The 26,248-nt window shown below is 37.6% G+C and carries 27 protein-coding genes and 2 pseudogenes; 15 read left to right on the forward strand and 14 right to left on the reverse strand.

Annotated elements, in window-relative coordinates; all coding sequences use genetic code 11:
- Entirely contained in the window at nt 1-1,227 is a 1,227-nt protein-coding gene (locus CWATDRAFT_RS07630) for a restriction endonuclease subunit S (protein WP_007304454.1), read from the reverse strand.
- A 281-nt stretch (nt 1,228-1,508) separates the two neighbouring features.
- On the opposite strand from CWATDRAFT_RS07630, the gene CWATDRAFT_RS07635 reads away from it, so the two are divergent.
- Both CWATDRAFT_RS07635 and ispF read left to right on the forward strand, forming a co-directional pair.
- Nucleotides 1,509-1,718 carry a hypothetical protein gene (locus CWATDRAFT_RS07635; RefSeq protein WP_042711317.1) on the forward strand — a complete coding sequence of 70 codons (210 nt, stop codon included), beginning with the start codon at nt 1,509-1,511 and terminating at the stop codon, nt 1,716-1,718.
- Between the two features lie 192 nt (nt 1,719-1,910).
- A complete protein-coding gene (gene ispF, locus CWATDRAFT_RS07640) occupies nt 1,911-2,390 on the forward strand; it encodes a 2-C-methyl-D-erythritol 2,4-cyclodiphosphate synthase (RefSeq protein WP_007304455.1) in 480 nt (159 codons plus the stop codon).
- On the opposite strand, the gene CWATDRAFT_RS07645 is transcribed toward ispF, so the two are convergent.
- The gene (locus tag CWATDRAFT_RS07645; protein ID WP_007304456.1) at nt 2,380-2,937 is read right to left on the reverse strand and encodes a (2Fe-2S) ferredoxin domain-containing protein; all 558 of its coding nucleotides are present in this window, start codon (nt 2,935-2,937) and stop codon (nt 2,380-2,382) included. The genes ispF and CWATDRAFT_RS07645 overlap by 11 nt on opposite strands.
- A 42-nt stretch (nt 2,938-2,979) precedes the next feature.
- Nucleotides 2,980-3,192 carry an Asr1405/Asl0597 family protein gene (locus CWATDRAFT_RS07650; protein WP_412093207.1) on the reverse strand — a complete coding sequence of 71 codons (213 nt, stop codon included), beginning with the start codon at nt 3,190-3,192 and terminating at the stop codon, nt 2,980-2,982.
- Between the two features lie 285 nt (nt 3,193-3,477).
- Between CWATDRAFT_RS07650 and dpsA the strand changes: the two genes are divergently transcribed.
- Entirely contained in the window at nt 3,478-4,032 is a 555-nt protein-coding gene (dpsA, locus tag CWATDRAFT_RS07655) for a DNA starvation/stress protection protein DpsA (RefSeq protein WP_021835561.1), read from the forward strand.
- 122 nt (nt 4,033-4,154) lie between these two features.
- Here dpsA and CWATDRAFT_RS07660 read toward each other — a convergent pair whose 3' ends face one another.
- The gene (locus CWATDRAFT_RS07660) at nt 4,155-4,481 is read right to left on the reverse strand and encodes a septal ring lytic transglycosylase RlpA family protein (RefSeq protein WP_007304459.1); all 327 of its coding nucleotides are present in this window, start codon (nt 4,479-4,481) and stop codon (nt 4,155-4,157) included.
- A 268-nt stretch (nt 4,482-4,749) separates the two neighbouring features.
- Between CWATDRAFT_RS07660 and CWATDRAFT_RS07665 the strand changes: the two genes are divergently transcribed.
- Nucleotides 4,750-5,382 (forward strand): tetratricopeptide repeat protein, encoded by a 633-nt coding sequence (locus tag CWATDRAFT_RS07665; protein WP_021835559.1) that lies wholly within the window; start codon nt 4,750-4,752, stop codon nt 5,380-5,382.
- Nucleotides 5,383-5,476: 94 nt separating this feature from the next.
- Nucleotides 5,477-5,674: a heavy-metal-associated domain-containing protein gene (locus CWATDRAFT_RS07670; RefSeq protein ID WP_007304461.1), complete on the forward strand. Its 198-nt coding sequence runs from the start codon at nt 5,477-5,479 to the stop codon at nt 5,672-5,674.
- Nucleotides 5,675-6,044: 370 nt separating this feature from the next.
- Here the strand turns inward: CWATDRAFT_RS07670 and CWATDRAFT_RS07675 are convergent, their stop codons facing one another.
- Together CWATDRAFT_RS07675 and CWATDRAFT_RS07680 are read right to left on the reverse strand one after the other, a co-directional pair.
- Nucleotides 6,045-6,383, reverse strand: a complete 339-nt coding sequence (locus tag CWATDRAFT_RS07675; protein WP_007304462.1) for a DUF4870 domain-containing protein — start codon at nt 6,381-6,383, stop codon at nt 6,045-6,047.
- Between the two features lie 157 nt (nt 6,384-6,540).
- Nucleotides 6,541-7,809 (reverse strand): aspartate aminotransferase family protein, encoded by a 1,269-nt coding sequence (locus CWATDRAFT_RS07680; RefSeq protein ID WP_007304463.1) that lies wholly within the window; start codon nt 7,807-7,809, stop codon nt 6,541-6,543.
- Between the two features lie 393 nt (nt 7,810-8,202).
- Here CWATDRAFT_RS07680 and tsaB point away from each other — a divergent pair, with 393 nt between their 5' ends.
- Nucleotides 8,203-8,841: a tRNA (adenosine(37)-N6)-threonylcarbamoyltransferase complex dimerization subunit type 1 TsaB gene (gene tsaB, locus CWATDRAFT_RS07685; RefSeq protein WP_007304464.1), complete on the forward strand. Its 639-nt coding sequence runs from the start codon at nt 8,203-8,205 to the stop codon at nt 8,839-8,841.
- A 201-nt stretch (nt 8,842-9,042) separates the two neighbouring features.
- Here tsaB and CWATDRAFT_RS07690 read toward each other — a convergent pair whose 3' ends face one another.
- The gene (locus CWATDRAFT_RS07690) at nt 9,043-10,080 is read right to left on the reverse strand and encodes a PstS family phosphate ABC transporter substrate-binding protein (RefSeq protein WP_007304465.1); all 1,038 of its coding nucleotides are present in this window, start codon (nt 10,078-10,080) and stop codon (nt 9,043-9,045) included.
- A 333-nt stretch (nt 10,081-10,413) separates the two neighbouring features.
- Here CWATDRAFT_RS07690 and pstS point away from each other — a divergent pair, with 333 nt between their 5' ends.
- From pstS to CWATDRAFT_RS07725, 7 genes and pseudogenes are all read left to right on the forward strand, one after another.
- On the forward strand, nt 10,414-11,562 hold the full coding sequence (gene pstS / locus CWATDRAFT_RS07695; RefSeq protein ID WP_007304466.1) for a phosphate ABC transporter substrate-binding protein PstS: 1,149 nt from the start codon (nt 10,414-10,416) through the stop codon (nt 11,560-11,562).
- Between the two features lie 142 nt (nt 11,563-11,704).
- Nucleotides 11,705-12,637, forward strand: a complete 933-nt coding sequence (gene pstC, locus CWATDRAFT_RS07700) for a phosphate ABC transporter permease subunit PstC (RefSeq protein ID WP_412093208.1) — start codon at nt 11,705-11,707, stop codon at nt 12,635-12,637.
- Between the two features lie 73 nt (nt 12,638-12,710).
- Nucleotides 12,711-13,593: pseudogene (pstA, locus tag CWATDRAFT_RS07705) on the forward strand (phosphate ABC transporter permease PstA).
- A gap of 48 nt (nt 13,594-13,641) precedes the next feature.
- A complete protein-coding gene (gene pstB / locus CWATDRAFT_RS07710; RefSeq protein WP_007309889.1) occupies nt 13,642-14,457 on the forward strand; it encodes a phosphate ABC transporter ATP-binding protein PstB in 816 nt (271 codons plus the stop codon).
- A gap of 42 nt (nt 14,458-14,499) precedes the next feature.
- On the forward strand, nt 14,500-15,294 hold the full coding sequence (pstB, locus tag CWATDRAFT_RS07715) for a phosphate ABC transporter ATP-binding protein PstB (protein WP_007304471.1): 795 nt from the start codon (nt 14,500-14,502) through the stop codon (nt 15,292-15,294).
- A gap of 275 nt (nt 15,295-15,569) precedes the next feature.
- A complete protein-coding gene (locus tag CWATDRAFT_RS07720) occupies nt 15,570-16,499 on the forward strand; it encodes a D-alanyl-D-alanine carboxypeptidase/D-alanyl-D-alanine-endopeptidase (RefSeq protein WP_007304472.1) in 930 nt (309 codons plus the stop codon).
- Between the two features lie 114 nt (nt 16,500-16,613).
- On the forward strand, nt 16,614-17,153 hold the full coding sequence (locus tag CWATDRAFT_RS07725) for a transcriptional repressor (protein ID WP_007304473.1): 540 nt from the start codon (nt 16,614-16,616) through the stop codon (nt 17,151-17,153).
- A 5-nt stretch (nt 17,154-17,158) separates the two neighbouring features.
- Here CWATDRAFT_RS07725 and CWATDRAFT_RS07730 read toward each other — a convergent pair whose 3' ends face one another.
- The gene (locus CWATDRAFT_RS07730) at nt 17,159-17,599 is read right to left on the reverse strand and encodes a SufE family protein (protein WP_007304474.1); all 441 of its coding nucleotides are present in this window, start codon (nt 17,597-17,599) and stop codon (nt 17,159-17,161) included.
- 177 nt (nt 17,600-17,776) lie between these two features.
- On the opposite strand from CWATDRAFT_RS07730, the gene CWATDRAFT_RS07735 reads away from it, so the two are divergent.
- Nucleotides 17,777-18,751, forward strand: a complete 975-nt coding sequence (locus CWATDRAFT_RS07735) for a DNA adenine methylase (protein ID WP_007304475.1) — start codon at nt 17,777-17,779, stop codon at nt 18,749-18,751.
- 4 nt (nt 18,752-18,755) lie between these two features.
- On the forward strand, nt 18,756-19,004 hold the full coding sequence (locus CWATDRAFT_RS07740; protein WP_021830246.1) for a general secretion pathway protein GspE: 249 nt from the start codon (nt 18,756-18,758) through the stop codon (nt 19,002-19,004).
- On the opposite strand, the pseudogene CWATDRAFT_RS35590 reads toward CWATDRAFT_RS07740, so the two are convergent.
- The 6 genes and pseudogenes from CWATDRAFT_RS35590 to CWATDRAFT_RS07780 all read right to left on the reverse strand — a co-directional run bounded on the left by CWATDRAFT_RS35590 (nt 18,964) and on the right by CWATDRAFT_RS07780 (nt 25,926).
- Nucleotides 18,964-20,489, reverse strand: a pseudogene (locus CWATDRAFT_RS35590) (IS5-like element ISCwa2 family transposase). The gene CWATDRAFT_RS07740 and the pseudogene CWATDRAFT_RS35590 overlap by 41 nt on opposite strands.
- A 237-nt stretch (nt 20,490-20,726) precedes the next feature.
- Nucleotides 20,727-21,911: an NAD(P)H-quinone oxidoreductase subunit H gene (locus tag CWATDRAFT_RS07755; RefSeq protein WP_007304477.1), complete on the reverse strand. Its 1,185-nt coding sequence runs from the start codon at nt 21,909-21,911 to the stop codon at nt 20,727-20,729.
- A gap of 84 nt (nt 21,912-21,995) precedes the next feature.
- Nucleotides 21,996-23,510 carry a circadian clock protein KaiC gene (kaiC, locus tag CWATDRAFT_RS07760; protein WP_007304478.1) on the reverse strand — a complete coding sequence of 505 codons (1,515 nt, stop codon included), beginning with the start codon at nt 23,508-23,510 and terminating at the stop codon, nt 21,996-21,998.
- Between the two features lie 116 nt (nt 23,511-23,626).
- Nucleotides 23,627-23,911, reverse strand: a complete 285-nt coding sequence (locus CWATDRAFT_RS07765) for a circadian clock KaiB family protein (RefSeq protein ID WP_007304479.1) — start codon at nt 23,909-23,911, stop codon at nt 23,627-23,629.
- A gap of 5 nt (nt 23,912-23,916) precedes the next feature.
- Nucleotides 23,917-24,801: a response regulator transcription factor gene (locus tag CWATDRAFT_RS07770; protein ID WP_007304480.1), complete on the reverse strand. Its 885-nt coding sequence runs from the start codon at nt 24,799-24,801 to the stop codon at nt 23,917-23,919.
- A gap of 765 nt (nt 24,802-25,566) precedes the next feature.
- On the reverse strand, nt 25,567-25,926 hold the full coding sequence (locus tag CWATDRAFT_RS07780) for a DUF760 domain-containing protein (protein ID WP_007304481.1): 360 nt from the start codon (nt 25,924-25,926) through the stop codon (nt 25,567-25,569).
- Between the last annotated feature and the right edge of the window lie 322 nt (nt 25,927-26,248).

Raw genomic sequence — 26,248 nt, forward strand, 5'->3', positions numbered from 1 at the left:
TCATAATTCCCCCTTAAATGCTTTTTGTAATAACGAATTAAATAAATTTTCTGATTCTTGTAGAGATTTTTGTTTATTGAGAAAACTTCGATTTATTTTTGTCGTAATATCTAAATACTCTTCTTGCTTATCTTGTGGTGGACAAATAAGCTTTAAACTACTTAATTCTTGAATATTAATGTTGTAATTTCCTGCCGTTGTTCGAGCTTCTCTTATTAAAAAACTACGAAAAGTAGGGAAGGCGATTATATCACGAATAAAAGCGGGATGAAAATCACAAATACTTTTAAGTCGTCCACGAATTAGATAAGAAGCATATACAGCTTTTCTATTACTTTCCTCTTCAAATATAGCACATCTACCTATATAGTCAGGATTACCATTTGACCTCACAAATAATAAGTCACCATTTTTCAAAAGTAATTTTGATATTTCTTTGGAGTCTAAATTAGTATATTTAAGATCATTCCAAGATATTTTCTCATTATCAATATTAGGTATTCTTAAAACAGCGATATTGTTATTTTTTTGTAATTCACTACATTTTGAATTAGTACCATATTTAAGTTCTTTAATTTGTGAACCTAATGTTTTCACCTCCCAACCTTTAGGATTAATTACTGGATCGCCAAACATATCTAAAAAAGTTGACCGAAGTAATTCATCAGTTAAGCGGATTGATTCTTTACGTTTGCGTCTAATTTCATCAGCTTTATCTAATATTTTAGCAATTCTTTTTTGTTCTTCTAGGGGTGGTAAGGGGATAAGTAAATTTCTCAAAACTTTAAGAGATACAAATTTTTGTGTTCCCCCTCGTTGTTCAAAATCTAATTGTCTGGAAATAATAGAACTATCAAGTAAATACTTAAAATACTCCGGATAAATATTACTTTTACTAAGTTTAAATAACGCTACATTTTTAATTGAAAATTCTTTTTCTATATCTACAATAACAGGATTTCCTATTGTCCCAATCATTGCTAGTAAAATATCCCCTTTATCAACTTTTGAACGTTTACTAATTTCTTTGTGATCTGCTTCAGAAATATATGAAACATTAGAAAAATCAATCCCCGATGTTTTTAGGTTTTTAGATGTTATTACAGGATATCCAGAACTAACATATTTAGGTGTATCATGTGTTCCATCTCTAACGTCAATAACTTCCTGACATTTTGACCATTTCCAATATTGAGGTAAATTAATATTCATTCCTGCAACTAGCATAAAATCTCAATAAAAATAACAATATTGACAATAATAGAAAAAAGAGACAAAGAAAGAGAAGAGATATAAAAATTATAAATTATCTATCCATCTCCGTAGGGGTCAACGGCCGTTGACCCCTACAATATCAGTATAATAAAACAAAGCTTTAACCGTACGCCTCCCTTCCCCTCCTTCCTCTTACCTGATCTCTTCGAGATCGCCTTTGTACCTCACAAGTATGGAAACTGCTATAATAACATTGATAGCAAGTAAAAAAATTCAACCCATAGACATAGTACATGAAACTCAGCATAAGTGATGAAAAAACGAAGGAACTTTTAACCGAAGTTATGATTGAACTAATTAAAACAAGACGAGATATATTTCATGAAATTATTATAGAAGCATTAGAAGAAGTTGGTTTCGCTAATGCCATCACTGAAGGAAGAAAAAATGATTTTGTTCCCCAAGAAAACATATTTTCTCTACTTGATGAAGAACCAAAATGAAAGTAAAATTTTAATCTAGTTTTGAAAAGGATTTAAAATCATTCAACAATTGACAATGAAAAATGGACAACAGAAAAGATATTTATAAGTTCTTCCCTTAATGATACGATCGCTATAACACTGAGTTATTTTTTGAACGCATACCGAATTCCTATATAATTAAAGATTAGTCTGATAAAAAGAACTTTAACCATGAATATTCGCATCGGTAACGGTTATGATATCCATCGTTTAGTCCCCGATCGCCCCTTAATTTTAGGGGGTGTCAACATTCCCCATGACTTGGGATTATTAGGACACAGCGACGCTGATGCGCTCACCCATGCCATTATGGATGCTATGTTAGGAGCATTAAGTTTAGGGGATATTGGTCACTATTTCCCACCCTCCGATCCCAAATGGGCAGGGGCTGATAGTTTATTATTATTACAACAGGTAGACCAGTTAATAAAAGCCCGAGGTTGGCACACTGGTAATATTGATTCTGTTATTGTTGCCGAAAAACCCAAAATGAAACCCCACTTAGGGGCCATGCAAGAAAAAATTGCTCGCACCCTACAGATTAATCGTGATCACATAGGAATAAAAGCAACTACTAATGAAAAATTAGGACCCGTCGGACGACAAGAAGGGATTGCAGTTTATGCAGTGGTTTTACTATTTAGGGGGTGAAATGTTTAGTCAATAATTCCCCCACTTCACCGGGTTTGATTTGGGAATAACGGGCTTTATGGGGCATAACTACCACGTTTGGTCCCTTTTTGCACTGTTTTAAACAACCTGTTAACTTAATCTTAATGCGATCGCTTAGTCCCTGTTTTTCTAACTCTTTTTCTAACCGTTGACAGACACTCTGTCCACCCCGTTTCCAACAACTGGATTTTTGGCAAACTAGAATTTTTCCAACAGAAGTTGACTCTGGCTCTGAAACGATCACGGCACAAGGAATGTCAGGGTTTGATAACAATTTAACCCGACTGGCCTCCAGTTCAAAGAAGCCCTTTTTCTGCTTAAGTTCTCGATTTCCTGTGATTTCTAGCCAGGTTCCAGGAAAAAGATTAATATCGATCTCTGAACGTAATTTTTTGGGGATTTTCAACCAGTATTCCCTTTCTTCGACTTTGAGTCGTAGATATTTAATTTTGTCACCTTTTTTAATGACAAAACTTTCTAGTTGCCCCACCATCCGAAATTGTGATGTTGTAGTGGTTTTTGACATTATTTTTTATTTAAAATTTTTTTAAATTGATGATTTGATAAATTAGCGTTTGTTAAAATTCCAGCAATCCTTAAGCCAGTCGACTAATTCCTGACGGGAGGCTGAGTATTGTTTGGTCACACTCCACAGTTGGATCATGGCTGTGGGGTTGGATACTTGGACTTCCAGGGGTTTGTGGGTTTCACAAATACAAGGGATGTCCAGTTGTTGAAGACGATGGTAGACAATCCAGCGATCGCAGGAATCGACTTCCACAACGTGCCTGGGTTCAAAAGGGAGATTTGTTAAATTCATGGACTCAAGCAACTGAAGATAATTGTCATTGTTTCTTCACCTAGTGTACCAGATAAATGCAAGAAATTATCAATTATTTTCAAAAAAATTTTCAGCTTAACCCAGACCAGAAGGGAGGGAAGACTTTCCCTCGTTGGGGTTTACCAAAGTTAAAATTTTCTAGATGGTTTTCTATAGTTTTGATAAACTATTGCTAAAGTGAGTTATTTTAATGATAGAAGTGTCGTTAAAAAGGGAATTACAGACATGGCAACTGTTCAACAAGGCTTACTCCAATCTTTTGGGGATGTAAAAGAAAATCCAGTTTTATTAGATAAGAGTATTACTGTTCCTGTTTGCGAAGGGTTAAACATTCTCATCGCTAGTTTCCAAGGGTTGTTCTTACAGTATGAAAAACACCATTTTGTGGTTGAAGGTTCAGAATTCCTCTCTCTACACGAATATTTTAATGAAAGCTACGAAAAAGTTCGCGGTCATGTTCATGATCTAGCGGAACGTTTGAACGGGTTAGGTGGCATTCCTGTGGCCAGTTTCAGCAAACTAGCCGAACTATGCTGCTTTACACCTGAAGCAGATGGGATGTACGACTGTCGGACAATGGTTCAAAATGACCTAGCTGCAGAACAAGAAATTATCAAAATGTTACGGAGACTTACTGCCCAAGCTGACAGCTTAGGGGATAGAGGCACCCGTTATCAACTTGAAAAAATATTACTAGAAACTGAAGAGAGAGCTTATCATTTAGATCATTTCTTGGTCCATGATAGCTTAACCATTCCTTTTGTTAGTAACGCAAACTAACTTAAAAACCATCTGAAGATAATTGATATTTAGCTAGTGATTGGGATAAGTCACTAGCTGTTTTATTCGACACATTCAGGTAGGGGTCAACGGCCGTTGACCCCTACACCCTTAAATTTTTCTTAATTTAATACTTTAATTTTAACAGGAATTCTCCCCGATTTTAAGGAACCAATGGCTCTAAAGGCACTTTGAGACAAATCTAGACTACAACGACAGCGATCTACAATACGAACAATAACACTTTTTCCTGTTTTCCGATTGGTCACTTTAACTTTTGTGCCAAAGGGCAAACTGCTATGGGCTGCCATCATGGCATTATTATTAAAGCGTACCCCTGATGCTGTTTTCTGTCCCTGATAATGAGAAGCATAATAAGTTGCTGTTTGTGCCTGTGCAGGGACGGAGGCTAAGGCTATCATCAATATAGATAATGATAATTTTTTCACGGTCTACTATTCCTCACCACAGGATATACTTCTAAGCTAATATACCTAGTTATTTTTAATCTGTCTAGTTGACAAATTGTAGCTTTTATGGTAAGCAATCAAATTGGGATCAAGTTTCATTCAAACCCCTTTTAAAAAAAGATAATTTAGTTCAATGTTTAATTATTTGGGTCAATTTGCCAGATATTGCCTTTTTTCTTCTGTATACACTTTAAAAACCAGAAATTCGTTGTTTTATTTATGTTCATTGTTGCTGATAAGTTTGACAATGGGTTGTAATCCATCTTCTTCAGTTCCCATTAAAACCTCTGCCTTGACGGTGGATACTGTAGAAATGGTGCAGCAGGGCATTGAAAAAAGCCGTCGAGGGAATTATCAGGGAGCTTTAAAGGATTTTAATCAAGTTATTGCCGAAAATCCTCAAGATATTCATGCTTATTTTAATCGGGGTTATGCTCATAGCAGTTTAGGCCAGTTTGAGCAAGCATTGGCAGACTTCACCATCGCTTTGAAGTTAGATCCCCAGATGGTTGAAGCTTATGTTAACCGAGGTAATGTTTATCTACAATTGGGAGAAGATGAAAAGGCAATCGCTGATTATGAAAAGGCTTTAGAAATCAATCCTAACGATGCTTTTGCTCAAAATAACTTAGGATTGGCTCATCTTAACTCAGGAAGCCCAGGGTTGGCAAAAATTGACTTTACTGAAGCGGTGATGATTGATCCCTTGTATGGAGAGGCTTATTATAATCGAGGGTTAGCGTTGCTTGATCTCGGTGAAAGAGAAAACGCGATCGCTGATTTCCAAAAAGCTGCTGATATTTGGGAAGAAATGGGGGAAAAAATAGCGGCTCAGACTGCTTTAGCAGAGATTGATACTTTAAAAAAAGCGAGTCAATAACTATCAGTCAAAACAAACTTTTTGTTAAAAAATCGCAGCTTGAGCCTTTGTAAAATTATAATCAAAGAGTCAAATTATCTTCAATTAATTGATTATGACTATTACTTTAAAAGTTCCTAGTATTGCCTGTGGTGGTTGTGGTGATACCATTACCAAAGCCATCACAGGGCAAAAACCAGAAGCAAAGGTTTCTGTTGATGTTGAGGGGAAAGTGGTAACTGTAGATAGTGATGCTTCTACAGAAATTATCAAAGAAATTATTACCGAAGCTGGTCATACAGTAGAGGATTAATTCATGTTTATTTAATTAGATAATAGTAATTAATCAATGAGATGGGACGGTGGGTTACAGTGCGGATAAAAACTTATAATGTTTTTATCCGAATAAAATCCGCACCTAACCCACCCTACGATCTACGAGCTTAGTAAAACTCTTGCTTATTAGCTAAACAAATAACATTTTGTAGGGTGCATTAGGCTCATATTTTTATGTTATAGTCAAGCAAATTTTTAATGATGCCGTAATGCACCACACCTAAAATAAAAAAATAACAAGCATCCTGCTTGCAGTTCATCTTAGCTAAACAAATAACATTTTGTAGCGCGCATTAGGCTAATATTTTCATGTCATAATAGACAAAATTGTTAATAATGTCGTAAATCTATAAAACTCTCAAAATAAAAGGATAGCGAAACACTTTATTAGGATTGGTTAACACTTTAACAATAGCAATAATCGGCATAAATACGGTAACAATGCCTAAAGTTCCTAATAATAACCAACCAATCAGAACTAGGGTTAAAATTCCGAAAATAATACCATATAGCCAAACATTAAGATGAAAATTCAAAGCCTCTTTCGCGTTATTTTGGACTGTTTCATCATCGGATATAAAAAGAATAACAATGGGAACCCCAATACAGACAAAAGTAGCACTAAAAAAGATTGATCCGTGACAAATACCGGACAATAATTTTCTTTTGGCAATTTCGTTACTCATACAATGGCTTCCTCCTCTCGTCACTAATTAAGATAACAAAACTAACATTATTTTTGGATCGGTTACAAGTATACTGCTTGCTGTTTTTCTCATTACTACGATTACTAATTAAGATAACAAGAGTTCGCTAAACAATTAACGTCCCCTTGTTTCTATTTTAATTAACCGCAGCAGCGCAAACCTCACTAATAGCTGTTTCTAATTTTTCGGCAGCTTCATTAATTTCTTCTTCTGTGACAATTAAAGGAGGAACAAAACGCAATACCTTGGGTCCGGCCGGAGCTAATAATAACCCTTCATCCATGGCTGCTTTAACGATATCAATGGAAGTAATAGACATTTCCTCGTTAATTTCAATACCATTAATTAAGCCCCAACCACGCACATCAATAAATAGGGTGGGATCTTTTTGTGCGATCGCCCGTAAGCGAGTACGTAACTGTTCCCCTCTGGCCTGGACATTTTGTAAGATATTATCTTCTTCGATGGTTTTAAGCACTGTCAAAGCAGCAGCGGACGCTAAGGGGTTGCCTCCGAAGGTACTAGCGTGGGTTCCAGGGGTCAAAACATTACAAAACTCTTTGCACATCATTGCCCCAATGGGAACCCCTCCGGCTAACCCTTTGGCACTGGTTAAAACATCTGGTTCAACCCCTAAGTTTTCGTAACCCCACAGTTTACCACTGCGGCCTACACCCACTTGAACCTCATCAAACACCAAGAGAATATTGTTTTCGTCACAAATCTTTCTTAAACGGAGAAAATAGTCGATTTCTCCTGGTCTTACCCCTCCTTCTCCCTGTAGGGGTTCCAACATAATAGCCGCAACCCGACGGTTTCCTTCATCCATATCTGCGATCGCGTGTTCAACGGCTTTGATATCGTTGTAGGGAATATAGGCAAACCCGGGCATCAAGGGCTCAAAGTCTTGTTGATATTTAGGTTGTCCCGTAGCGGTAATAGTGGCTAGAGTACGTCCGTGAAAACTGGCTTTAGCGGTTAAGATAACGGGTTGTTCTAAAAAGTCGAGAACGGTATGGGCGTATTTGCGAATAAGTTTTATAGCTGCTTCGTTGGCTTCTGCCCCAGAATTACAGAAAAATACTTTATCAGCACAAGAATTCTCAATCATCCACTGTGCTAGTTCTCCTTGTTGGGGAATGTAGTATAAATTGGAAACATGATGCAGGGAGCGAATTTGTTCGCTGACGCTTTTGACTAAAGCAGGATGGCCATGGCCAAGGGTACAAGTGGCAATACCGGCTACAAAGTCAAGATATTCCTTGCCGTTGGTATCCCAGAGACGACACCCTTCTCCCCGTTCGATGGCGATGGGAAACCGTCCATAAGTGTGCATCACATAGGTATCAAAGTGTTGCGGATCAAAGGATTGAGTGGGCTTTTCTGGTAGGATGGTATGGGTCACGATTGGCTCCTGAAAAAGTCGCGTTACGCTTACTTAGGCAATTGTAGTCAATCTGGAGGGCAAAGTTAGAGTTTGTTTATATTTTTCCCAGATTTGCTCATTATTTAATTGTAAATTATTTATAATAGTGATCATAGCTTTGAAATTTTAGACGTTAATCAGTTTCAAGCAATAGCGATCGCAAAAGGAAAAGACAACCCAGAATATAAGACACAAGACTTTGTTTTCTAGTTTTAGGAGTTCGGAGTTCGGAGTTCGGAGTTCGGAGTTCGGAGGCTCGATATTAGGTGTACATATTGAGTCCGAGAAACGCTAGAAAAGTCAGCAATAATTCATTATATATGTTTTTTTCTCAATAGTTTATAATTTTATAGGTATCTAGTTTTTTTCTTTATGACCTCTTTTTATTCTTCTATTTATGGTTTCGCATTACATACCACCAGTTCACAATTAGGACTAAGTTTAAGTGATTTTAGTACAGAAACTTATACAAAAACTTGGGATTTAGATCGACAATTATCTAATTATTTACATCAACATTTACAAGAATTTATTCAACCAAAAAATTGGCAAGATTTTCATTTTCTTGCTGTAGCAAAAGGACCAGGAAGTTTTACCAGTAATCGCATTGGTATGGTAGCAGCTAGAACTTTAGCCCAACAATTAAACATTCCTTTATTTGGTATTTCTAGTTTAGCTGCTTTTGCTTGGTTTAACCAGAAAAATTATACAATTAATGAGCCTATTTTTGTACAGATGAAAGCTTCAAGAGGTCAACTTTATGGAGCCATTTATTACAAAAATAAACAAGAAAATGGCTTAGATATTATTGTCAATGATGCGGTAATGATGCCCGAAGACTGGGAGAAAACTTTACAAGATTTAAACCTATCTTGTCAACCCTTAATTACCCCATCAAAACTAGGAATGACAGCTAGTTCAATCTTAGAATTGGCTTATTATCAATGGCAACAAGGAAAACGTCCCCATTGGTCAGAAGTTATTCCTTTTTATGGAATGTCTGTTGTTTAACACATTCCCTAAAAAGGTGGGTTAGCAATTAACGAAGTCAGAAGTCAGAAGTCAGAAGTCAGAAGTCAGAAGTTGTTTTTGAAACAGAGATTTATGCTCTGCTTCAAAAACTATGCGCCTTAAAAGGCGGGGTTTTAGACCCAACTATTTTCGATAATTAATAATTATTAATTGCTGAACATAACTACGGGAGAGCAAAATTTAAAACGTTGTTGGTTGACGCATCAAATCACTAATAGTTAAACCAACTTGAGGACTACCTTTAAAAACACTACCCACATCAAACTGTTGTAAATGAACTTTAGCAATATGATAAACATCTTCTGGCAAAGGAATATAACCTGCTTCTGCTACTAATTCCGGAGCCTTATTTAAATAGTATTCCACAAAAATCTCTAAAGCAGGATTTTCTTGGGCCCGTTTAGCGTTAACGTAGAGAAACAAAGGACGGGATAAAGGAGCATATTCTTCATTTTCTACGGTATCGGGAGAGGGAAGCACCCCACCATTCCCATTATCGATGGCAACAGCTTTGAGTTTATCTTGGTGTTGCTGATAATAACCATAGCCAAAATAAGCAATGGCGTTAGGATCTTGAGAAAACCTGGTTACTAATACCTCATCATCCATGCTTTTTACATAGTCTTGACGACTGGCTCCAGTTTCTCCCACGATCGCTTTGGTAAAATAGTCGTAGGTTCCTGAAAGTTGATCTGGCCCGTACAAGGTTAAGGGACGATCTGGATAACTGCTATCCACTTGATTCCATTGGCCAACCTGATTTTCTGCTGCTGGTTCCCAGAGGGTTTTTAGTTGCTCAACTGTTAAAGTTTCGGACCAATTATTATTCGGGTTCACTACAACGGTAATGGCATCAAAGGCAATAGGAAGCTCTATATAACTAATTTCATTATTTTTACAAGTTGCCATTTCCTCCTGAGAAATGGGGCGAGACGCTGCACTGATATCTGTTTCCCCTGCACAAAATTTCTGAAAACCTCCCCCTGTTCCTGAAAATTCCCCTTCTATCTTAAGCTCTTTAATAGATTGGTTGGCAGCTTCGCTTTTATAGGTTTCCAAAACAATCTCCGTGATGGGAAAAACCGTACTAGAGCCATCAATCTTAATGGGTTTAACGGCTGATTCAGGAACGGAACCACAAGCTGCTAATAAGGTGGAAGAGGCCACAGCCATGCCCCAAGTTCTGCCCTTGAAAATTTTGTGAATATTCGTTATCATCTGTAGTTTTACCTTTTTAAAATAACAGCTATTAGGGTTGAGTGTAGAAAACTAACTTAACTCTAATTGTAAAGATTAACCTCTCCTTAGCCATTCCTTATTGCCAATTTTTCCTAAACAAAGGTTACTCTTACCTAAGAATAAGCCAATAATAATCGTTGATTGCCCCTCATTTCCCAAAAATTAATCTTTTCTTTATCAACGTCTTTTTAAGAATAGAAAAAAAGTCTTAAATTTTCATGTTTTATAACTTTCTTAACCTAATGTTTACCAAAAATTGTTAGATTCTGCTTTAAGATTTATTTTAGTTTACCCAATTAGCAAAAAAGACCTATGTTCACAACTGTGAAATCAAGTAAACGCACCATAATAACATCCCTATCAATTCTGAGTTTAGCGGTCAGTTTGGGAGCTTGTGGTGGCGGTTCTTCTGATACTGGCACTGCCCCTAGTGGTGGTGGTAACCAAGGCACAACTACAGCTTTAAACCCTCCCCTAGATGGTGATGTGGCTTTAACTGGTGCCGGTGCCTCTTTCCCAGCCCCCCTATATCAAAACTGGTTTGTGCAACTCAACACAGCAGTCCCCAAATTAAAAGTTAACTATCAGTCCGTTGGTAGTGGTGCTGGTGTGGAACAGTTTACCCAAGGAACCGTTGACTTTGGGGCTAGTGATGTGGCCATGACAGACGAAGAAATTGGCAAAATCGAAAGAGGAACAATTTTACTCCCCGTCACTGCTGGTAGTATCGTGATGGCTTATAACTTACCTGGATTAGAGGGACTGAAACTCTCAAGAGACGCTTACGTTGGTATTTTCAAAGGGGATATTACCAACTGGAATGATCCCAAAATTGCTGAAGCTAACCCTGATTTAGAACTACCAAATCAACCAATCACCGTAGTTCACCGTTCCGATGGTAGTGGTACCACTGGGGTATTTACCAAGCATCTCAGTTCTATCAGCCCAGAATGGGAAGCTTCCATTGGTCAAGGTAAAAGTGTGGAATGGCCTACAAACAAAGGTAAATTTATTGGTGGTAAAGGAAACGAAGGGGTAACCGCTTCTATTCAACAGAATCAAGGTTCTATTGGCTACATTGAGTATGGTTACGCCAAACAAAATAGTATCCCTGTAGCAACCCTACAAAATTCCTCTGGTAACTTTATTGTTCCTACCGATGACAGTGCTTCGGCAACTTTAGACGCTGTTACCCTACCTGAGAATTTACGGGCATTTATCACCGATCCCGAAGGAGATAATTCTTATCCCATCGTTACCTACACTTGGATTTTAGCCTACGAAAACTACGACGACCCCCAAAAGGCGATCGCAGTAGAAAGCATGATCCAATACGCTTTAACCGAAGGACAAGAACAAAGCAAGGCATTAGGTTATGTTCCCTTACCTCCTAGTGTGAGAGAAAAAGTAGCTGCTGCTGCTGATGTCATTAGTCCTGATTATGAAATTAAATTGAACTAATTAATGACATAATTAAGTTGTTAATTTTTCCTCATACTCAAATACTTTCGTTCTTTACTCCCTTTTTTTACTGTTGTTTTCGCCAGCAATATAACTTGCTTGATTCATCGTGACTGCATCATCTTCTAGACGACAAACAGGCGTGGGCTCTCGCTCTACAATTGAGAAAACCGTTGATAATTGGTTTATTTGGGTAACTTTAGGCTTTGCCCTTGGTATTGGTTTAATTCTCTTTTCCATAGCTTGTATCATCACCTGGCGTGCTTGGCCAGCTATTCAAGAATACGGTTTAGGTTTTCTCTTTAATAGTTCTTGGAACCCGGTTAAAGGCCGAGAATCTTACGGAGCATTACCTGTTATTTACGGAACCTTAGTTAGTTCTTTAATTACTCTAATTATTGCAGTTCCTTTAGGCATTGGAACAGCTATATTTTTAACTGAAAACTTTATCCCATTAAAATTTCGTACACCCTTAGTTTTTTTAGTAGAACTATTAGCAGCCATTCCTAGTGTAGTTTATGGACTATGGGGGATTTTCGTTTTAATTCCTTTGGTTCAACCCTTTTCTCAGTTTCTCCATAATACTTTTGGTTGGATACCTTTTTTTAGTACCCCTCCGGCTGGTGGGCCAGGAATGTTTCCTGCTGGGATTGTACTTTCAATCATGATTTTACCGATTATTACGGCTATTTCCCGTGACTCTTTAGCTTCTTTACCCCCTGAGTTACGACAAGCTTCTTTAGGGTTAGGGGCAACTCGTTGGGAAACTATTTTCAGAGTCTTAATTCCGGCTGCCTTTTCGGGTATTGTTGGGGGTATTATGTTAGCTTTGGGTAGGGCAATGGGAGAAACCATGGCTGTTACCATGATTATCGGGAATGTCAATAGAATTACCCGGATTTCTATCTTAGAACCTGCTAATACCATCTCATCTTTAATCGCTAACCAGTTCGCAGAAGCTTCAGGAATGCAGGTTGCTGCCCTTATGTATGCAGGGTTAGTGTTAATGCTATTAACCTTAGTTGTCAATGTGGCTGCGGATTATATCGTTAGTCAGGTTCGGGCAAAATATTAGTAATAAGAGTTCGGAGTTCGGAGTTCGGAGTTCGGAGTTCGGAGTTCGGTAATCAACTATTAGTTATATAATTATGGAAAGTCAAGGATTAAGTCTGAAAAAAAAGCCTACTTCTCCCCGTTCCTTATTTGATAGTTTCTGGACGGGTGTGGCTTCGTTATGTATGATTATCACCCTAATTCCTTTATTTGCGGTGTTAGCTTTCGTTACAGTCCAAGGGGCTTCTCAAATCAATTTAGACCTATTTACTAAGTTACCACCTCCTCCTGGTCTTTCGGATGGGGGTATTGCTAATGCTATTATTGGGACCTTAGTTACAGTATCTATCGCTACCTTAATTGCTGCTCCTTTTGGAGTCATAAGCTGCGGATAACCTCTCAGAATTTAGCGGTGATAACCAGGTTGCCAAATGGGTACGGTTTGCTACTAATGTATTAAGTGGGGTTCCTTCTATTATTACTGGAGTCTTTGCCTACGGTTTATTAGTGGCTACGGGAATTGTGGGATTTTCTGCGATCGCAGGTGGTGTTGCTTTATCGGTGTTGATGTTACCCACCATTGTCAGAACGACTGATGAAGCTTTACAGATTGTTCCCCAAAATGTACGCTGGGCGGCCTTTGGTATCGGGGCTTATAATTACCAAACGGTGTTAAAAGTGGTCTTACCTGCTGCCATTCCTTCTATTTTAACAGGGGTAACTTTAGCCATTGCTCGTGCTGCTGGAGAAACAGCCCCGCTTATTTTTACGGCACTTTACTCCAATTTCTGGCCAAGTGCGCCACCAAAAGGACTTCTAGAACCTATTGCCACTTTATCAGTGTTGGTTTATAACTATGCTATTGTACCGTTTAAACCTCAACAAGAATTAGCTTGGGCAGGGTCTTTAATTTTAGTGTTATTGGTGTTAGTTACCAGTGTTGCAGCACGTTTAGCTACTCGTCAGAAAACCTATTAATCTGAGTTAGGAGTTAGGAGTTCAGTAATTTTCGAGGACAAGATTATGATGGAAAATATGGAACAAGATAAGGTGCCAGCAGAAAACCTAGAGACTGTTTTTTCAGTGGATCACGTCGATATTTTTTATGGAAATTATCGGGCTGTTCGTGATGTTACTTTTACCATTCCTAAAAACAAGGTAACTGCTTTTATTGGTCCTTCTGGCTGCGGAAAAAGTACCATTTTACGCTGTTTTAATCGACTTAACGATCTAATCGAAATCTTTAGCTTAAAAGGAAAGATAAACTATCACGGACAAGATTTATACGCCCCTGATATCGATCCCATTGAGGTAAGAAAACGGATCGGTATGGTTTTTCAAAAACCCAATCCTTTCCCAAAAACTATCTATGATAATATTGTCTACGGTGCTAGGGTTAATAACTACAAAGGAGATTTAGATGAGTTAGTAGAAACCTCCTTAAGACGGGCAGTTTTATGGGATGAAGTTAAGGATAAATTGGGAGAAAGTGGCTTTTCCTTATCAGGGGGACAACAACAAAGATTGTGTATTGCTCGTACAGTTGCTGCTCAACCAGAAGTAGTTTTAATGGATGAACCTTGTTCCGCATTAGATCCAATTTCTACCCTAAAAATTGAAGAATTAATGCACGAATTAAAGGAAAATTATACCATTGTAATTGTTACCCACAATATGCAGCAAGCGACACGGGTAGCTGATTATACCGCATTTTTTAACGCAGAAGCTACGGATAAGGGTAGTAAAGTGGGTTTTCTAGTTGAATACGATCAAACAGAGAACATTTTTGGTAATCCCAAACATCAAGACACTAAAGATTATGTTAGTGGACGTTTTGGTTAATTTTTAGAAATTTATTTTGACTTAATTATTGAGGTAAAAGGCATGATGACTGATGTGGCAACAGACACCGTATTAAAAATAGAAAACTTAAATGTTTTCTATGGTTCCAATTTAGCAGTTAAAGAGGTAAGTTTAGATATTCCTCTCAATAAGGTTGTGGCGTTTATCGGTCCTTCTGGATGTGGAAAAAGTACAGTTTTACGCTGTTTAAATCGGATGAATGATCTCATTCCCTCTGCTAGAATTGATGGAAAAATAACCTTTCATGGTAACGATATTTACGCTAAACAAGTTGATCCCGTAGACTTACGTTGTCGCGTTGGGATGGTGTTCCAACAACCTAATCCTTTCCCGAAATCTATTTATGAAAATATCGCTTTTGGGGCTAGATTAAATGGGTTTAAAGGAGATATGGCGGAGTTAGTAGAAACCTCTCTCAGAAAGGCATCTGTATGGGATGAAACCAAAGACAAATTACATCAAAGTGGGTTAGCTTTGTCTGGGGGACAGCAACAAAGATTATGTATTGCTCGTACCATCGCAGTTAAACCAGATGTTATCTTAATGGACGAACCTTGTGCCGCATTAGATCCAATTTCTACCCTAAAAATTGAAGAATTAATCCACGAATTAAAAAAAGAATATACCATTGTTATTGTTACCCATAATATGCAGCAAGCATCACGGGTATCAGATTTAACCGCATTTTATAACGCAGAAGCTACCGATAAGGGGAGTAAGGTAGGTTATTTAGTAGAATATGACAAAACTGAGGTAGTGTTCCAAAATCCCGCTCAAAAAGCTACTAGAGACTATGTTAGTGGAAGGTTTGGGTAAATAATTAACAATTAACAGTTAACAATTAATAATTGTCATTGGTGAGGAACGAAGAATCTCCTTAACTTCCTAAGCATAATTATTGTCTCTGTACTGAGGTTAGTGAGCAGGATGCTCACACTCCCCATAACCCAATCACCCAGTCACCCTTGACTTATTGGGAAACATAGGATAAGGTTTCGTCAGTAAACCGTCTTACTCCTATTAGAACTTTCCTAAATTCCTAGCTATATTTTTGAGTAAACAAGTGAGGTAGTGAAGGAAACATTAGAATTATGCGCTTAAATCGTTCTTGGCTCCCAACTTTAGCTATTTTCGTCACTACATCTTTAACTGGAATTAATTCTAGTTTCGCTAACGAATTACAACCCCTTTTTGATAATCCTGAACCTATTTCCGTTCCAGAGGAACCGTTCTCCGTTCCCAACCAAGGTATTCCTGTCCCAGATGGCCCTATCGAAATTTATGTTCCCCCCCCAGAAAATAATAATTCTGGAACTTGTGCAGCTTTAATTAAACCAGCTATTGATAGTGTTATTAGTCCTCACCAAAAACATTGGGGAGTTTTAGTAGAAAAATTAGAGGATGGGACACTTTTATACACCCACAATGCGGATAGACATTTTATCCCTGCTTCTAATACTAAAATCTTTACCACGGCCGCTGCCTTACAATTAAAAAGTCCTCAATCGAAAATTCGCTCAAAGTCTCTACAATCTTGGGTTAATGTTACCAATATTAGAAGTAATAACTATTATGCTGACATCCTTCTCCGTCATATTGGGGGACAACAAGCAGTTAAAAGTGCTTTAGGAAAATTAGGGGTTGACCCCAGTGATTTTCGTCAGGTGGATGGCTCGGGGTTATCTCGTCGTAATGTGGCTACTCCTCGCTCTTTGGTAACCACTTTACGAGCGATGTACTATACACCCCAACGAGACGTATTTTACGCATCTTTACCCGTTGCAGGATCAACGGGAACCCTTCGCAACCGTATGAAGGGTACACCTGCACAGGGAACCGTTTATGCTAAAACGGGTACATTACGGGGGGTAAGAGCCTTATCTGGCTACATGAAACATCCTCATTTCGGAATGGTAGTCTTTAGTATCTTAGCCAATAATCCCAATGTTTCCGGTTCCTCTTTGATCCGTTCCATTGATAAAATTGTTCTGCAACTGAGTACCATCCGTCCTTGCGATTGAGAAATCTTAAGAAAATCTGTTGCTAACTGTTGTCAATAAGCAAGAATTGTTGCAAATTGTCCTCAAAAAAGACTATAATATTTAATTAATAGTATTAGTATAGAGCAATTTGCTATGTCTTCCTATACAACGAATTCCCTGAAAGCCGAGTTAAATGCTAGAGGTTGGCGTTTGACTCCCCAAAGGGAAAAGATACTGCACGTCTTCCAAAATCTCCCTAGGGGGAATCATTTGAGTGCTGAGGAATTGTTTGAATTACTGGAGGAAAGGGGAGAAACAATTAGTTTATCCACTATTTATCGCAGTGTTAAGTTGATGTCTCGTATGGGAATTTTGCGAGAGTTAGAATTAGCAGAGGGACATAAACATTATGAATTAAACCATCCTCATCCAAATCATCATCATCACATGGTTTGTATTCAATGTAATCGCACCATTGAATTTAAAAATGATTCTATTCTTAAACAGAGCTTGAAACAGTGCGAAAAAGAGGGTTTTCAATTGATCGATTGTCAGTTAACCGTAATGACTATTTGTCCCGAAGCAATACGCATGGGTTGGCCGTCTTCTCTTCCCAGTAATTGGATGTGTACTCGCACTATTTCTGATGAACATAGTCATGATTCCCATGATCATGCCCATGAGACAGAATAAGAAGACTAAGCTGATGTTCCCCATTGAAAGGCTAAAGCTTTCTTTTTCATCATTTGAAATATATTATAAAAGCCATTGGCACGGGATGGTGTTAAGCTAACATTAAGTCCTGTTTCTTCGATAAAATCAGGGGTAACTTCTATGATCTCATTAGGAGTTAACCCATTTAATCCTTCAATTAAAAAAGCAACTAAACCTTTCACTAATTGAGCGTCGGAGTCGCCTTTGTACCAAATTTTACCGTCTTTCAAGTCTGCTGTAATGTAAACTTGAGAGACACATCCTTGAACCTTATTCTCTTCTACTTTGCTATCTTCTGGCATTGCTTCTAACTTTTTACCATACCAAAGTAATTGTTCATAGCGTTTTTTGGGATCTGAACGCTTTTTGAATTTTTCGACAATGCGGGCTAAGTTAGGGGGTAAAGTGTTCTCTGATGATGACATAGATCAATAATAAAAACTGGGAATAGATGATTTTTAACTCAACATTAATTCTAGCAAATTTTTCTTGTCAATATCAAGGGATTAGCAGATGAGTCAGTGATTATTCATAAAATATTAATGATGACTTCGTTATTTGTACTAAGGTATTCTTAGATTTTCTGGTACAATTAAAGGACGATGATTAATCAAGTCAAACCTCAGCAAATTAAGCAACTATCTATTTTAGAAGATGATAATTATCAAGATGGTTTAAAACCGTCTCCTGTACTAAAATGGGCGGGTGGCAAAACTCAACTATTACCAGAAATAAAAAAACAGTACCCTCAACAACTTCAACAAGGGAAAATTAAAACCTACATAGAGCCTTTTTTTGGTGGTGGTGCGGTATTTTTTGATATTTATCATAACTTTGAAATTGAACAAGCTTATCTGTTTGACAAAAATATAGAGTTAATCATTCTTTATAAAGTAATACAAAATGATGTTAATGCTCTGATTGAAGAATTATCAATTTTAGAAAGTAAATATCTTACTTTGGATACTGAGAACAGAAAAGAGTTTTATTATCAATTGAGAGATGATTATAATACTTTTGATAAACAAACTGATGCTAATAATTATAGACAAGAATGGATAAACCGAGCAGCTTATACAATCTTTCTGAATAAAACTTGTTTTAATGGGTTGTATAGAGTAAACAGTAAGGGATATTTTAATGTGCCAATGGGTCGTTATAAAAAGCCTAAGATACTGAATCAAGATAATTTAATTGCTGTTCATGAGTCGTTTAAAATTGTTGAAATTCAACACACAGATTTTGCAGAAGTTCTGAATTATGCTGATGAATCTACCTTTATTTATTACGATCCTCCCTATCGTCCCATTAGTGAAACTTCAAATTTTAATTCTTATAGTTCCTTAGAATTTAATGATGATGAACAAAAAAGATTAAGAGATGTTTTTACAAAGACATCAAAACAAGGTGCATTACAAATATTGAGTAATTCCGATCCCACTAATTATATTGACGATCCTTTCTTTGATGAATTATATCAGGATTTTAATATTAGTCGTATTTTAGCATCAAGGATGATTAATTCTAAGGGTAAGAAGCGTGGGAAAATTAGAGAAATTTTAGTTAACAATTACTAAAAAAATGAAATATAGTTCTATTTTTTCTGATATCATTGATTGTGGTAATTCTGAACAAGTATTTGATTATCTTATTCAGACTCTAAAGGAATCTATTGTAAAATGGAATTATTTTATCAACTGGGAAAAAGTCAATGATAACTTTCGAGATATAGAAATTAGTCTGAATTTATTAAACTACTTAGGGTTTGCTGAAAAAGTTTCTCCAAAATTTATGCCACTTTTGACCAAAAATTTTCTGACAAATCAATAAGTTTTAGTACATAAAAATTGTTGAAAGTATAATCAAAATTAATGAAAGGCGGTTTGATGAGTTCCCCTGTTCTATTATTAGTAAATAAGGACAAAAAAAGCGACAAAAACTGCCTCAGAAGTTTAGAAAGATTGACAACTAAAAATGTAATAGCAATAGATGTAATGGAGGTTTCAGGGAGTTTTGTCATCACGAGATTTAGGCTAAATCTTCGTTTAGCTTGTCCAAACTTTCCCTCAATAGCATTACGGAAGCATTCATCGGAGTGGGCTTGTTTCTTTTCTTCTTCACTGACATTTTTCGGAGGTCTTCCTAACTTCGGACCACTGATTCTTATCCCTCTTTCCTTACACCAATTTCTGTTTTCCCTAGTTCGATAAATTTTATCTACATGGACGGATTCGGGATAATAGCCAAACGTTTCTTTATACTTTTCTACTTGTTCTTTTAAATGACAAGATTCATTGAAGTTTTCCCAACTTATTTTGTCTAGAAACACATAGTTATCTACACAGCTTACTGAGAGTTTAGCTCCAAACTCTATTGGTTTTCCTGCTTTTCCCCTCACTATTGGACGAATATGCGGTTGAGTTAAACTTACAATTCTTTGAGGAACACTCTGGGTCTTATTCTCCCACATTGACTGTTGTTGTTCATAAACTTTTTTGATAGTCTCTAGACAATTTTTCTGTCTTTTACTCAGATTTTCCAGGGAAGCCCCAGCTTGAATTAAGTCTTCTATATTTCCTAAATTTTTCTTAAGGTATTTTAACTGTTTCCCGATAGCTTTTCTTCTTTCTTGATAAGATATTTTTCGTTTTTAGCTACTTTTAAGTATTCCTTTCTAGCAATTATTCTAGAAGTTCTCGGCTTTTTTCTCAATTTTACTCTTAATGGTTTATAAAGATTATCTATTATTCTTTCTGTCTCAATTCTGGCTTGATTTAATATGCCTAAATCCGTTGGGTATTTGATGTCTGCTGGCGCACAAGTCGCATCTAAAATTAGTTTACCTTTATTTTTTATTTTTTCTCCTTTTTATTGGAGACAATCCTTTTTTTTTACTTCTTTATCACTCTTGTCTATTTCTCTTTTTACTATTTTTTTATTGATTTTGTTTATCAATTCTCCATCAATTCTTTTCCTAAAATGAACTAGCATTGAAGATTCCAGTGGTGGCTCTTGTTGATAACAATTTAAACCTATAAAGTATTGTAGATAGGGATTTTCTCTAATCTGTTCTATAGTTTCTCTATCACTTGTTCCTAATTTTTCCTTAATAATTAATGTCCCTAATGCCATTCTAAATAGTTTGGCTGGCGCACCTTTTTCTGCTGAAAAAAGTTTAGCATATTCTTCCTCAAAATCATCCCAAGGTATCAACTCTGCCATGATTACCCAACGATTATTGGGGGACAATTTGCCCTCGAAAGGTAATTCAAATTTTTCTGGGGGCGGTAAAGGTTGCTCCTCTTTTCGATACATTTGTTCTTGACCAACAACTGGGAGGTGTTTCTACCAATTATAGCGGTTTGTAGCCGACAAAGCTGATCTTTTTTGCGATCGCGAATATGGGTGTAACCTTTTAAAGAATAGGGTTTTGCTTTTATTCAGCAAACCCCAATTAGGAATTTTAGAAGCATTAATTCTAGATAAAAATCTAAATAAAAAAAGAGAGGTTACTAAACCCCTCAAAAATTAATAATTATGGATAGTAAAACCTTAACGATCTACAGAACCCATAATGACATCAATACTACCTAAAATTGCCATAATATCAGCAACTTTTACCCCTTTGAGTAAGTGAGGTAAAATTTGTAAATTATTAAAGTCAGGGGCGCGAATTTTCCAACGCCAGGGGAAGGGATCATTACTACCCACAATAAAGATTCCTAGTTCCCCTTTACCGCTTTCCATGCGTACATAATGTTCCCCTTCAGGAATTTTAAAAGTCGGAGCAACTTTTTTAGCTATATGTTGATAATCAAAACTATTCCATTCGGACTTTTTCCCTTCCATCATGCGCTTAGCTTCCAGGTTTTCATAGGGACCCCCTGGAATAGCTTTTAACGCCTGACGAACAATTTTAACCGACTCACGCATTTCCCGAATACGGATCAAATAACGGGCGAAACAGTCTCCGGCGGTTTCCCATTGTACTTCCCAGTCGAAGTCATCGTAACATTCGTAATGGTCCACCTTCCGCAGATCCCATTGAACCCCGGAACCCCGTAACATTGGGCCAGACAGTCCCCAGTTAATCGCTTCTTCGCGAGTAATGGTTCCTATCCCTTCCACACGACGGCGGAAAATAGGGTTATTGGTGATCAACTTCTCGTATTCATCCACTTTGGGGTCAAAATGGTCACAGAAGTCTTCACACTTATCGATCCAACCGTAGGGTAAATCTACAGCTACCCCACCAATGCGGAAATAATTGTTATTAATTAAGCGCATTCCCGAGGCTGCTTCCCAAAGATCATAAATCATTTCCCGTTCACGGAAAATGTAGAAAAAGGGAGTTTGTGCGCCAACATCAGCCAAAAAGGGGCCTAACCACAGTAAATGGTTAGCAATGCGGTTGAGTTCCAACATAATGACCCGAATATATTGGGCCCGTTTAGGAACTTTGACATCCGCTAATTGTTCGGGGGCGTTAACGGTGATCGCCTCGTTGAACATTCCTGCTGCATAGTCCCAACGACTAACATAGGGAACGTACATAACGTTGGTGCGATTTTCCGCAATTTTTTCCATCCCTCGATGAAGATACCCGATCACGGGTTCACAGTCTACCACGTCTTCTCCGTCTAAAGTGACGATTAGACGTAATACCCCGTGCATTGAGGGATGATGAGGTCCCATGTTCAAAACCATGGGTTCGGTTCTAGTTTCTATTTTCGACATAGGGTGATCACTTAACCGTCATCTTTATTACATAGGATAACGTCTTTTGAGCAAGTTCACAGCAATAAAGAAGTGATAGTTGTCTTATTCTTCAAATAAATTGCTTAATCTTTCCACTTCGCTTTGTGCGGTGTACATAGGGGAACCGGATAAAATACCAGTTACATTACGGAAAGGTTTACCTATGTGCATTCCTTTATCATCAATAGAAAATTCTCGAATATCTTTATCGTGCATAGAACCGCGCATTTTTAAAACAGTGACACCCCGACGCATTTCCCCGTACATTTCCACGTAACGCAGGAGAATAATTGAATCTGTGATGGTAGAAATATGAGCCTCGGTAATAGAAGATCCCCCCAATAAAGTCGGGGTGGTAGAAGTGAATAAACCTCCGATTTCTTGTTGTTTAATAAAAGAAGTTAAACCAATGATAAACTCACGAAACCCTTTTAAAGTAGAAACCCGTTCTAAAGCGGATAAACTATCCACCGCAACACGGTTCGGCTTAAAGCTTTCGATAGTTTCCTTCATATTGATCAAATGATTTTCTAACCCTGTGGTTTCCGGGTAACGGCAGACTACCTTTAACTTACCTTCCTTTTCCATTTGTTGAAAATCTACACCCCAACCGATGGCATTACGAAATAGTTGTTCTCGGCTTTCTTCAAAAGCAAAAATTAAACATCGTTCCTCATTGATAACCCCACCGGCCATAAATTCCGTCACCATTAAGGTTTTTCCGGTTCCTGTGGCCCCTGAAACTAAAATAATGGAGTCTCGGAAAAATCCGCCCCCACACATACGATCCAACTCTTCACTACCGGAAGTGATGCGAATGTTAGAGGATTTTTGTTCTAATTCGATGGCAGATAAGGGAATAATGACCACACCACGACCAGGAACAATAGTAAAGGGATATTCTCCTTTTTGGTGATCTGTCCCCCGATATTTCAAAATTTCGATGGTACGACGGCGTTTTTCATCCGCTAAGACATTGCGTAAGATGACCACATTATCGGCCACAAATTCTTCCACCCCAAAACGACTAATATCCCCATATTCTTCCGTTCTTTCCGCCGTCATAATCGCAGTTACACCTAATTCCCGTAAAGCGGAGGCCATACGAAAAAGATCGCTTCTAACTTCTGCGCTATCGCTTAAATGGCTAAAAATTGCCCCTAAAGAGTCCAGAGACACCCGTTGGGCGTTATATTTACGAATAGCAAACTCGATACGGGCAATTAAGGCACCGAGATCGTAGTCTCCTGTCACCATCATCCGTTCTCCGGGTTGAGGAGAGGCATCCACAAAAGCCCATTTTCTCTCCATTTCCCATTCAGCAATATTCCAGCCAAACCCTCGCATATTGCGGCGTAAAGCTTTGGGTGGTTCCTCAAAAGTTACAAAAACCCCATTTTCCCCTCGTTTAATCCCTTCTGCTAAAAACTGACAAGCAAAAACGGTTTTAGAACTTCCGGCGGTTCCGGCAACTAAGGTGGCCCGTCCTTTGGGGAGTCCCCCTTCAGACAAAAAATCAAACCCTGGAATGGAGGTTTCTAATTTCTCAATATAGTCTAGTTCGTTTTCTGGTGTCATTCGTGTTTTTGTTGGGAATAGAGGGTTAGAGTGGAAGTCAGGAGTTGACTGACATTTTTGTTAATTGTTCATTGTTTATTTTGCCTGTTTGTTTGTCTATTGCCAAGAAATATTAGTTAGTTTTTATCTTCTGAGACTAAATCTAACCCTAAGAGGACTTTTTGCGTGTTGGACATATCCCCGATAATACGTTGTAAGGGTGGAGGTAACTGTTTAATTAGGGTTGGGGTAACTAAAATTTTTTCTTTCTCGGCGGTTTGGGGTTGTTCAAGGACATCGATGATTTCTATGGTGTATTGATCTTGCAACTCTTCATGACAGATACGAAATAAGTTGGCGATCGCCCGTTGAGAGTTAATAGTGTTACCTGTAATGTAGAGTCTGAGTAGATATTTGTTCATGCTGCTTATGGATAATCTTTTCTGGAGGAAAGGTTAATATTACTCAACCCTATATAATATTTGCGATAAAAAGAAGCTAAATACCCCATTAATTCTAATATCATTAGTCTTCCTTCTACAACATAAGCTTGAGCTTTAGCCACAGAAGCGTCTTTACTTTTTTCTTTTAAAACTTTTGTATGAATTTCGATGGTATCTCTAGGACTTGCTTTGAGAAAACCCATTTTGTCCCCTAAACTTCGGAGTTGTTCGGAGATATTATGATCTACTTTATAGATTCTTTGCTCTAGAGATAATTCTAATAATTTACCGTAGGTTTCTACTAATTCATCAAAAACATCAGGTAAGCTTTCTTGTAGGGGATATGATCCAAATAATCGGGCAGTGACACTGGTTTGTCCACTGGATTTAATCAGAGCATCAAGATCGGCAAACTCCTGCGCTTGATTGATTTTTTGTTCTTGCTGGTTTATTTTGACACGATATTTTTGTCGTTCAATACCTAAGCGAATCTCATAGATTAAGAGATTACTATCGAGGTTTTTGATTTGTAAATAACCATCAGCACCTAACTGAAAAGACTTTACAACTGCCCCCTCCCCTTGCCCATCCATTTTTACAATAATCGGAGTGTTGCTTACTTCTTCTCTCAGTTTGATTAGGGTGTGTAACCCCCGACTATCTGGCAAGTCTAGGTCTAGTAAAATTACATCAAACTGGTGAGCTTCTAAGAAAGTTAAACTTTCCTTTAAAGTCTTAGCACAAGTTACGGGAAAAGTCAAGCCTTTTGCTAGGGAACTATGTTGACTTTTAGAGAATAAATCCTGCAATAGTTCAATACTTTCTAATTTATCTTCTATTAATAAGACACGACAAATATCATTGGCCATTGTTAAGGATAAGTTTTTCTGTCAACTTTTTGCTTAGGAGACCTATTGGTGAGTTAATCCGCTCAGGTTACCTTAGTTTCGTGTTAGGAGTTGGGAGCAGAGGCCAATAAATTTGCTTATATCGAACTTAGCTGAGATCCTCTCCTACCACGATCATAGTCGATTTTGGCTTAATTCATCAACTACGTGCCGAATCAAGCTAGTTATCAATTCTTTTTAGTCAGAAAAATAATTGATAGTCCGATAACAACAATGCCAATCAAATTGGAAGATTCTGGTATTTCGGGTGCAGATTCCGGTTCATCTGATTGAGCGATTATGTAGAAATCGGTACTATCGGAATTAATCCTTAGTAGATCATCTGTTGCCCGTGGTGGAGTAACCAAAACCTGAATCAGTAAGCTAGTCATCAGAATCATGACTGGTTTACATGGAAATATTTTTCTTAACATTTTTTTCAGTTATTCCCAAATCGACAACTTTATTAATATCAATCTTATCTTGCCGCAAATTGTCTTAAAAATTAGTTAAATAGGGTAAATTTCCGTAATAATACGCTATTGTGGCCAGAGAAAGTACAAAAATTTGCGAGTATACTATGACTGTTGACCAACTACTATTACTGATTGCTTTATTAAGCCCAGGAATTTTATTATCTGCCTTAGTAATGGGAAGCTTTGCTAAAGGTGGCTAAGCCCCTAACAGGAGGTATCAGAGGGCAAGATTGCTGAATCTTCTCCCTCTGATAAGATACCCTCGTTACCCTCAATCTTCTTCTGTTTGTTCATGGGATTGATTGGGGGAAATAGAATCGACGTTGGATAAGTTAGCTTCGAGATTCTTCCGTTGTTCCATTTGACTGAGAAAATATCCAGTCATCATAGCTGAAGCGAGAAGATTAGCTAAATTTTCGCGATCGGTGGTCACTTGAATGTTGAACTCTTCCAAGGGGAGCATTCCCACCAAGCCTTCTACATTCTGGGTAATGATTTGCTGAATCTCAGGACTAGCGGATTGAGCAATACGAGAGAGGGTATCAGGATGTTGTTGTTGTAGATATTGAATGAGGGTGTTTACGTTTTGTTCTTCTGGCTCGGAAGCGAAAAAATCAAAGTTGAATACCATTAGAACTCCAAAATTGGGGTTGACTTATGTTCCAATTATATACCCATACTTTTTTACCGAAATGATACGGGAGCATCAAAGCCATAGTGCCGCTACGGGTCAGTCAAAAGGCACTCATGCACTCATGCAAAAAGATGGATTGGCAAGGATTTCAGGATTTTGTTACCGAAAATAATTGGGTCTAAACCCGCATTTCTCACAAACTGATCAGTAATCAGCTAGAGGTTAGATGTGCCATTTTAAGCGATCGCTTAAAATGGCACACTGTTATTTTTTACTCGCCCCTCAAATCAAGGTTTAACTCAGACTACATAATGGTTTG

The organism is Crocosphaera watsonii WH 8501 (assembly GCF_000167195.1).
Lineage (GTDB): Bacteria > Cyanobacteriota > Cyanobacteriia > Cyanobacteriales > Microcystaceae > Crocosphaera > Crocosphaera watsonii.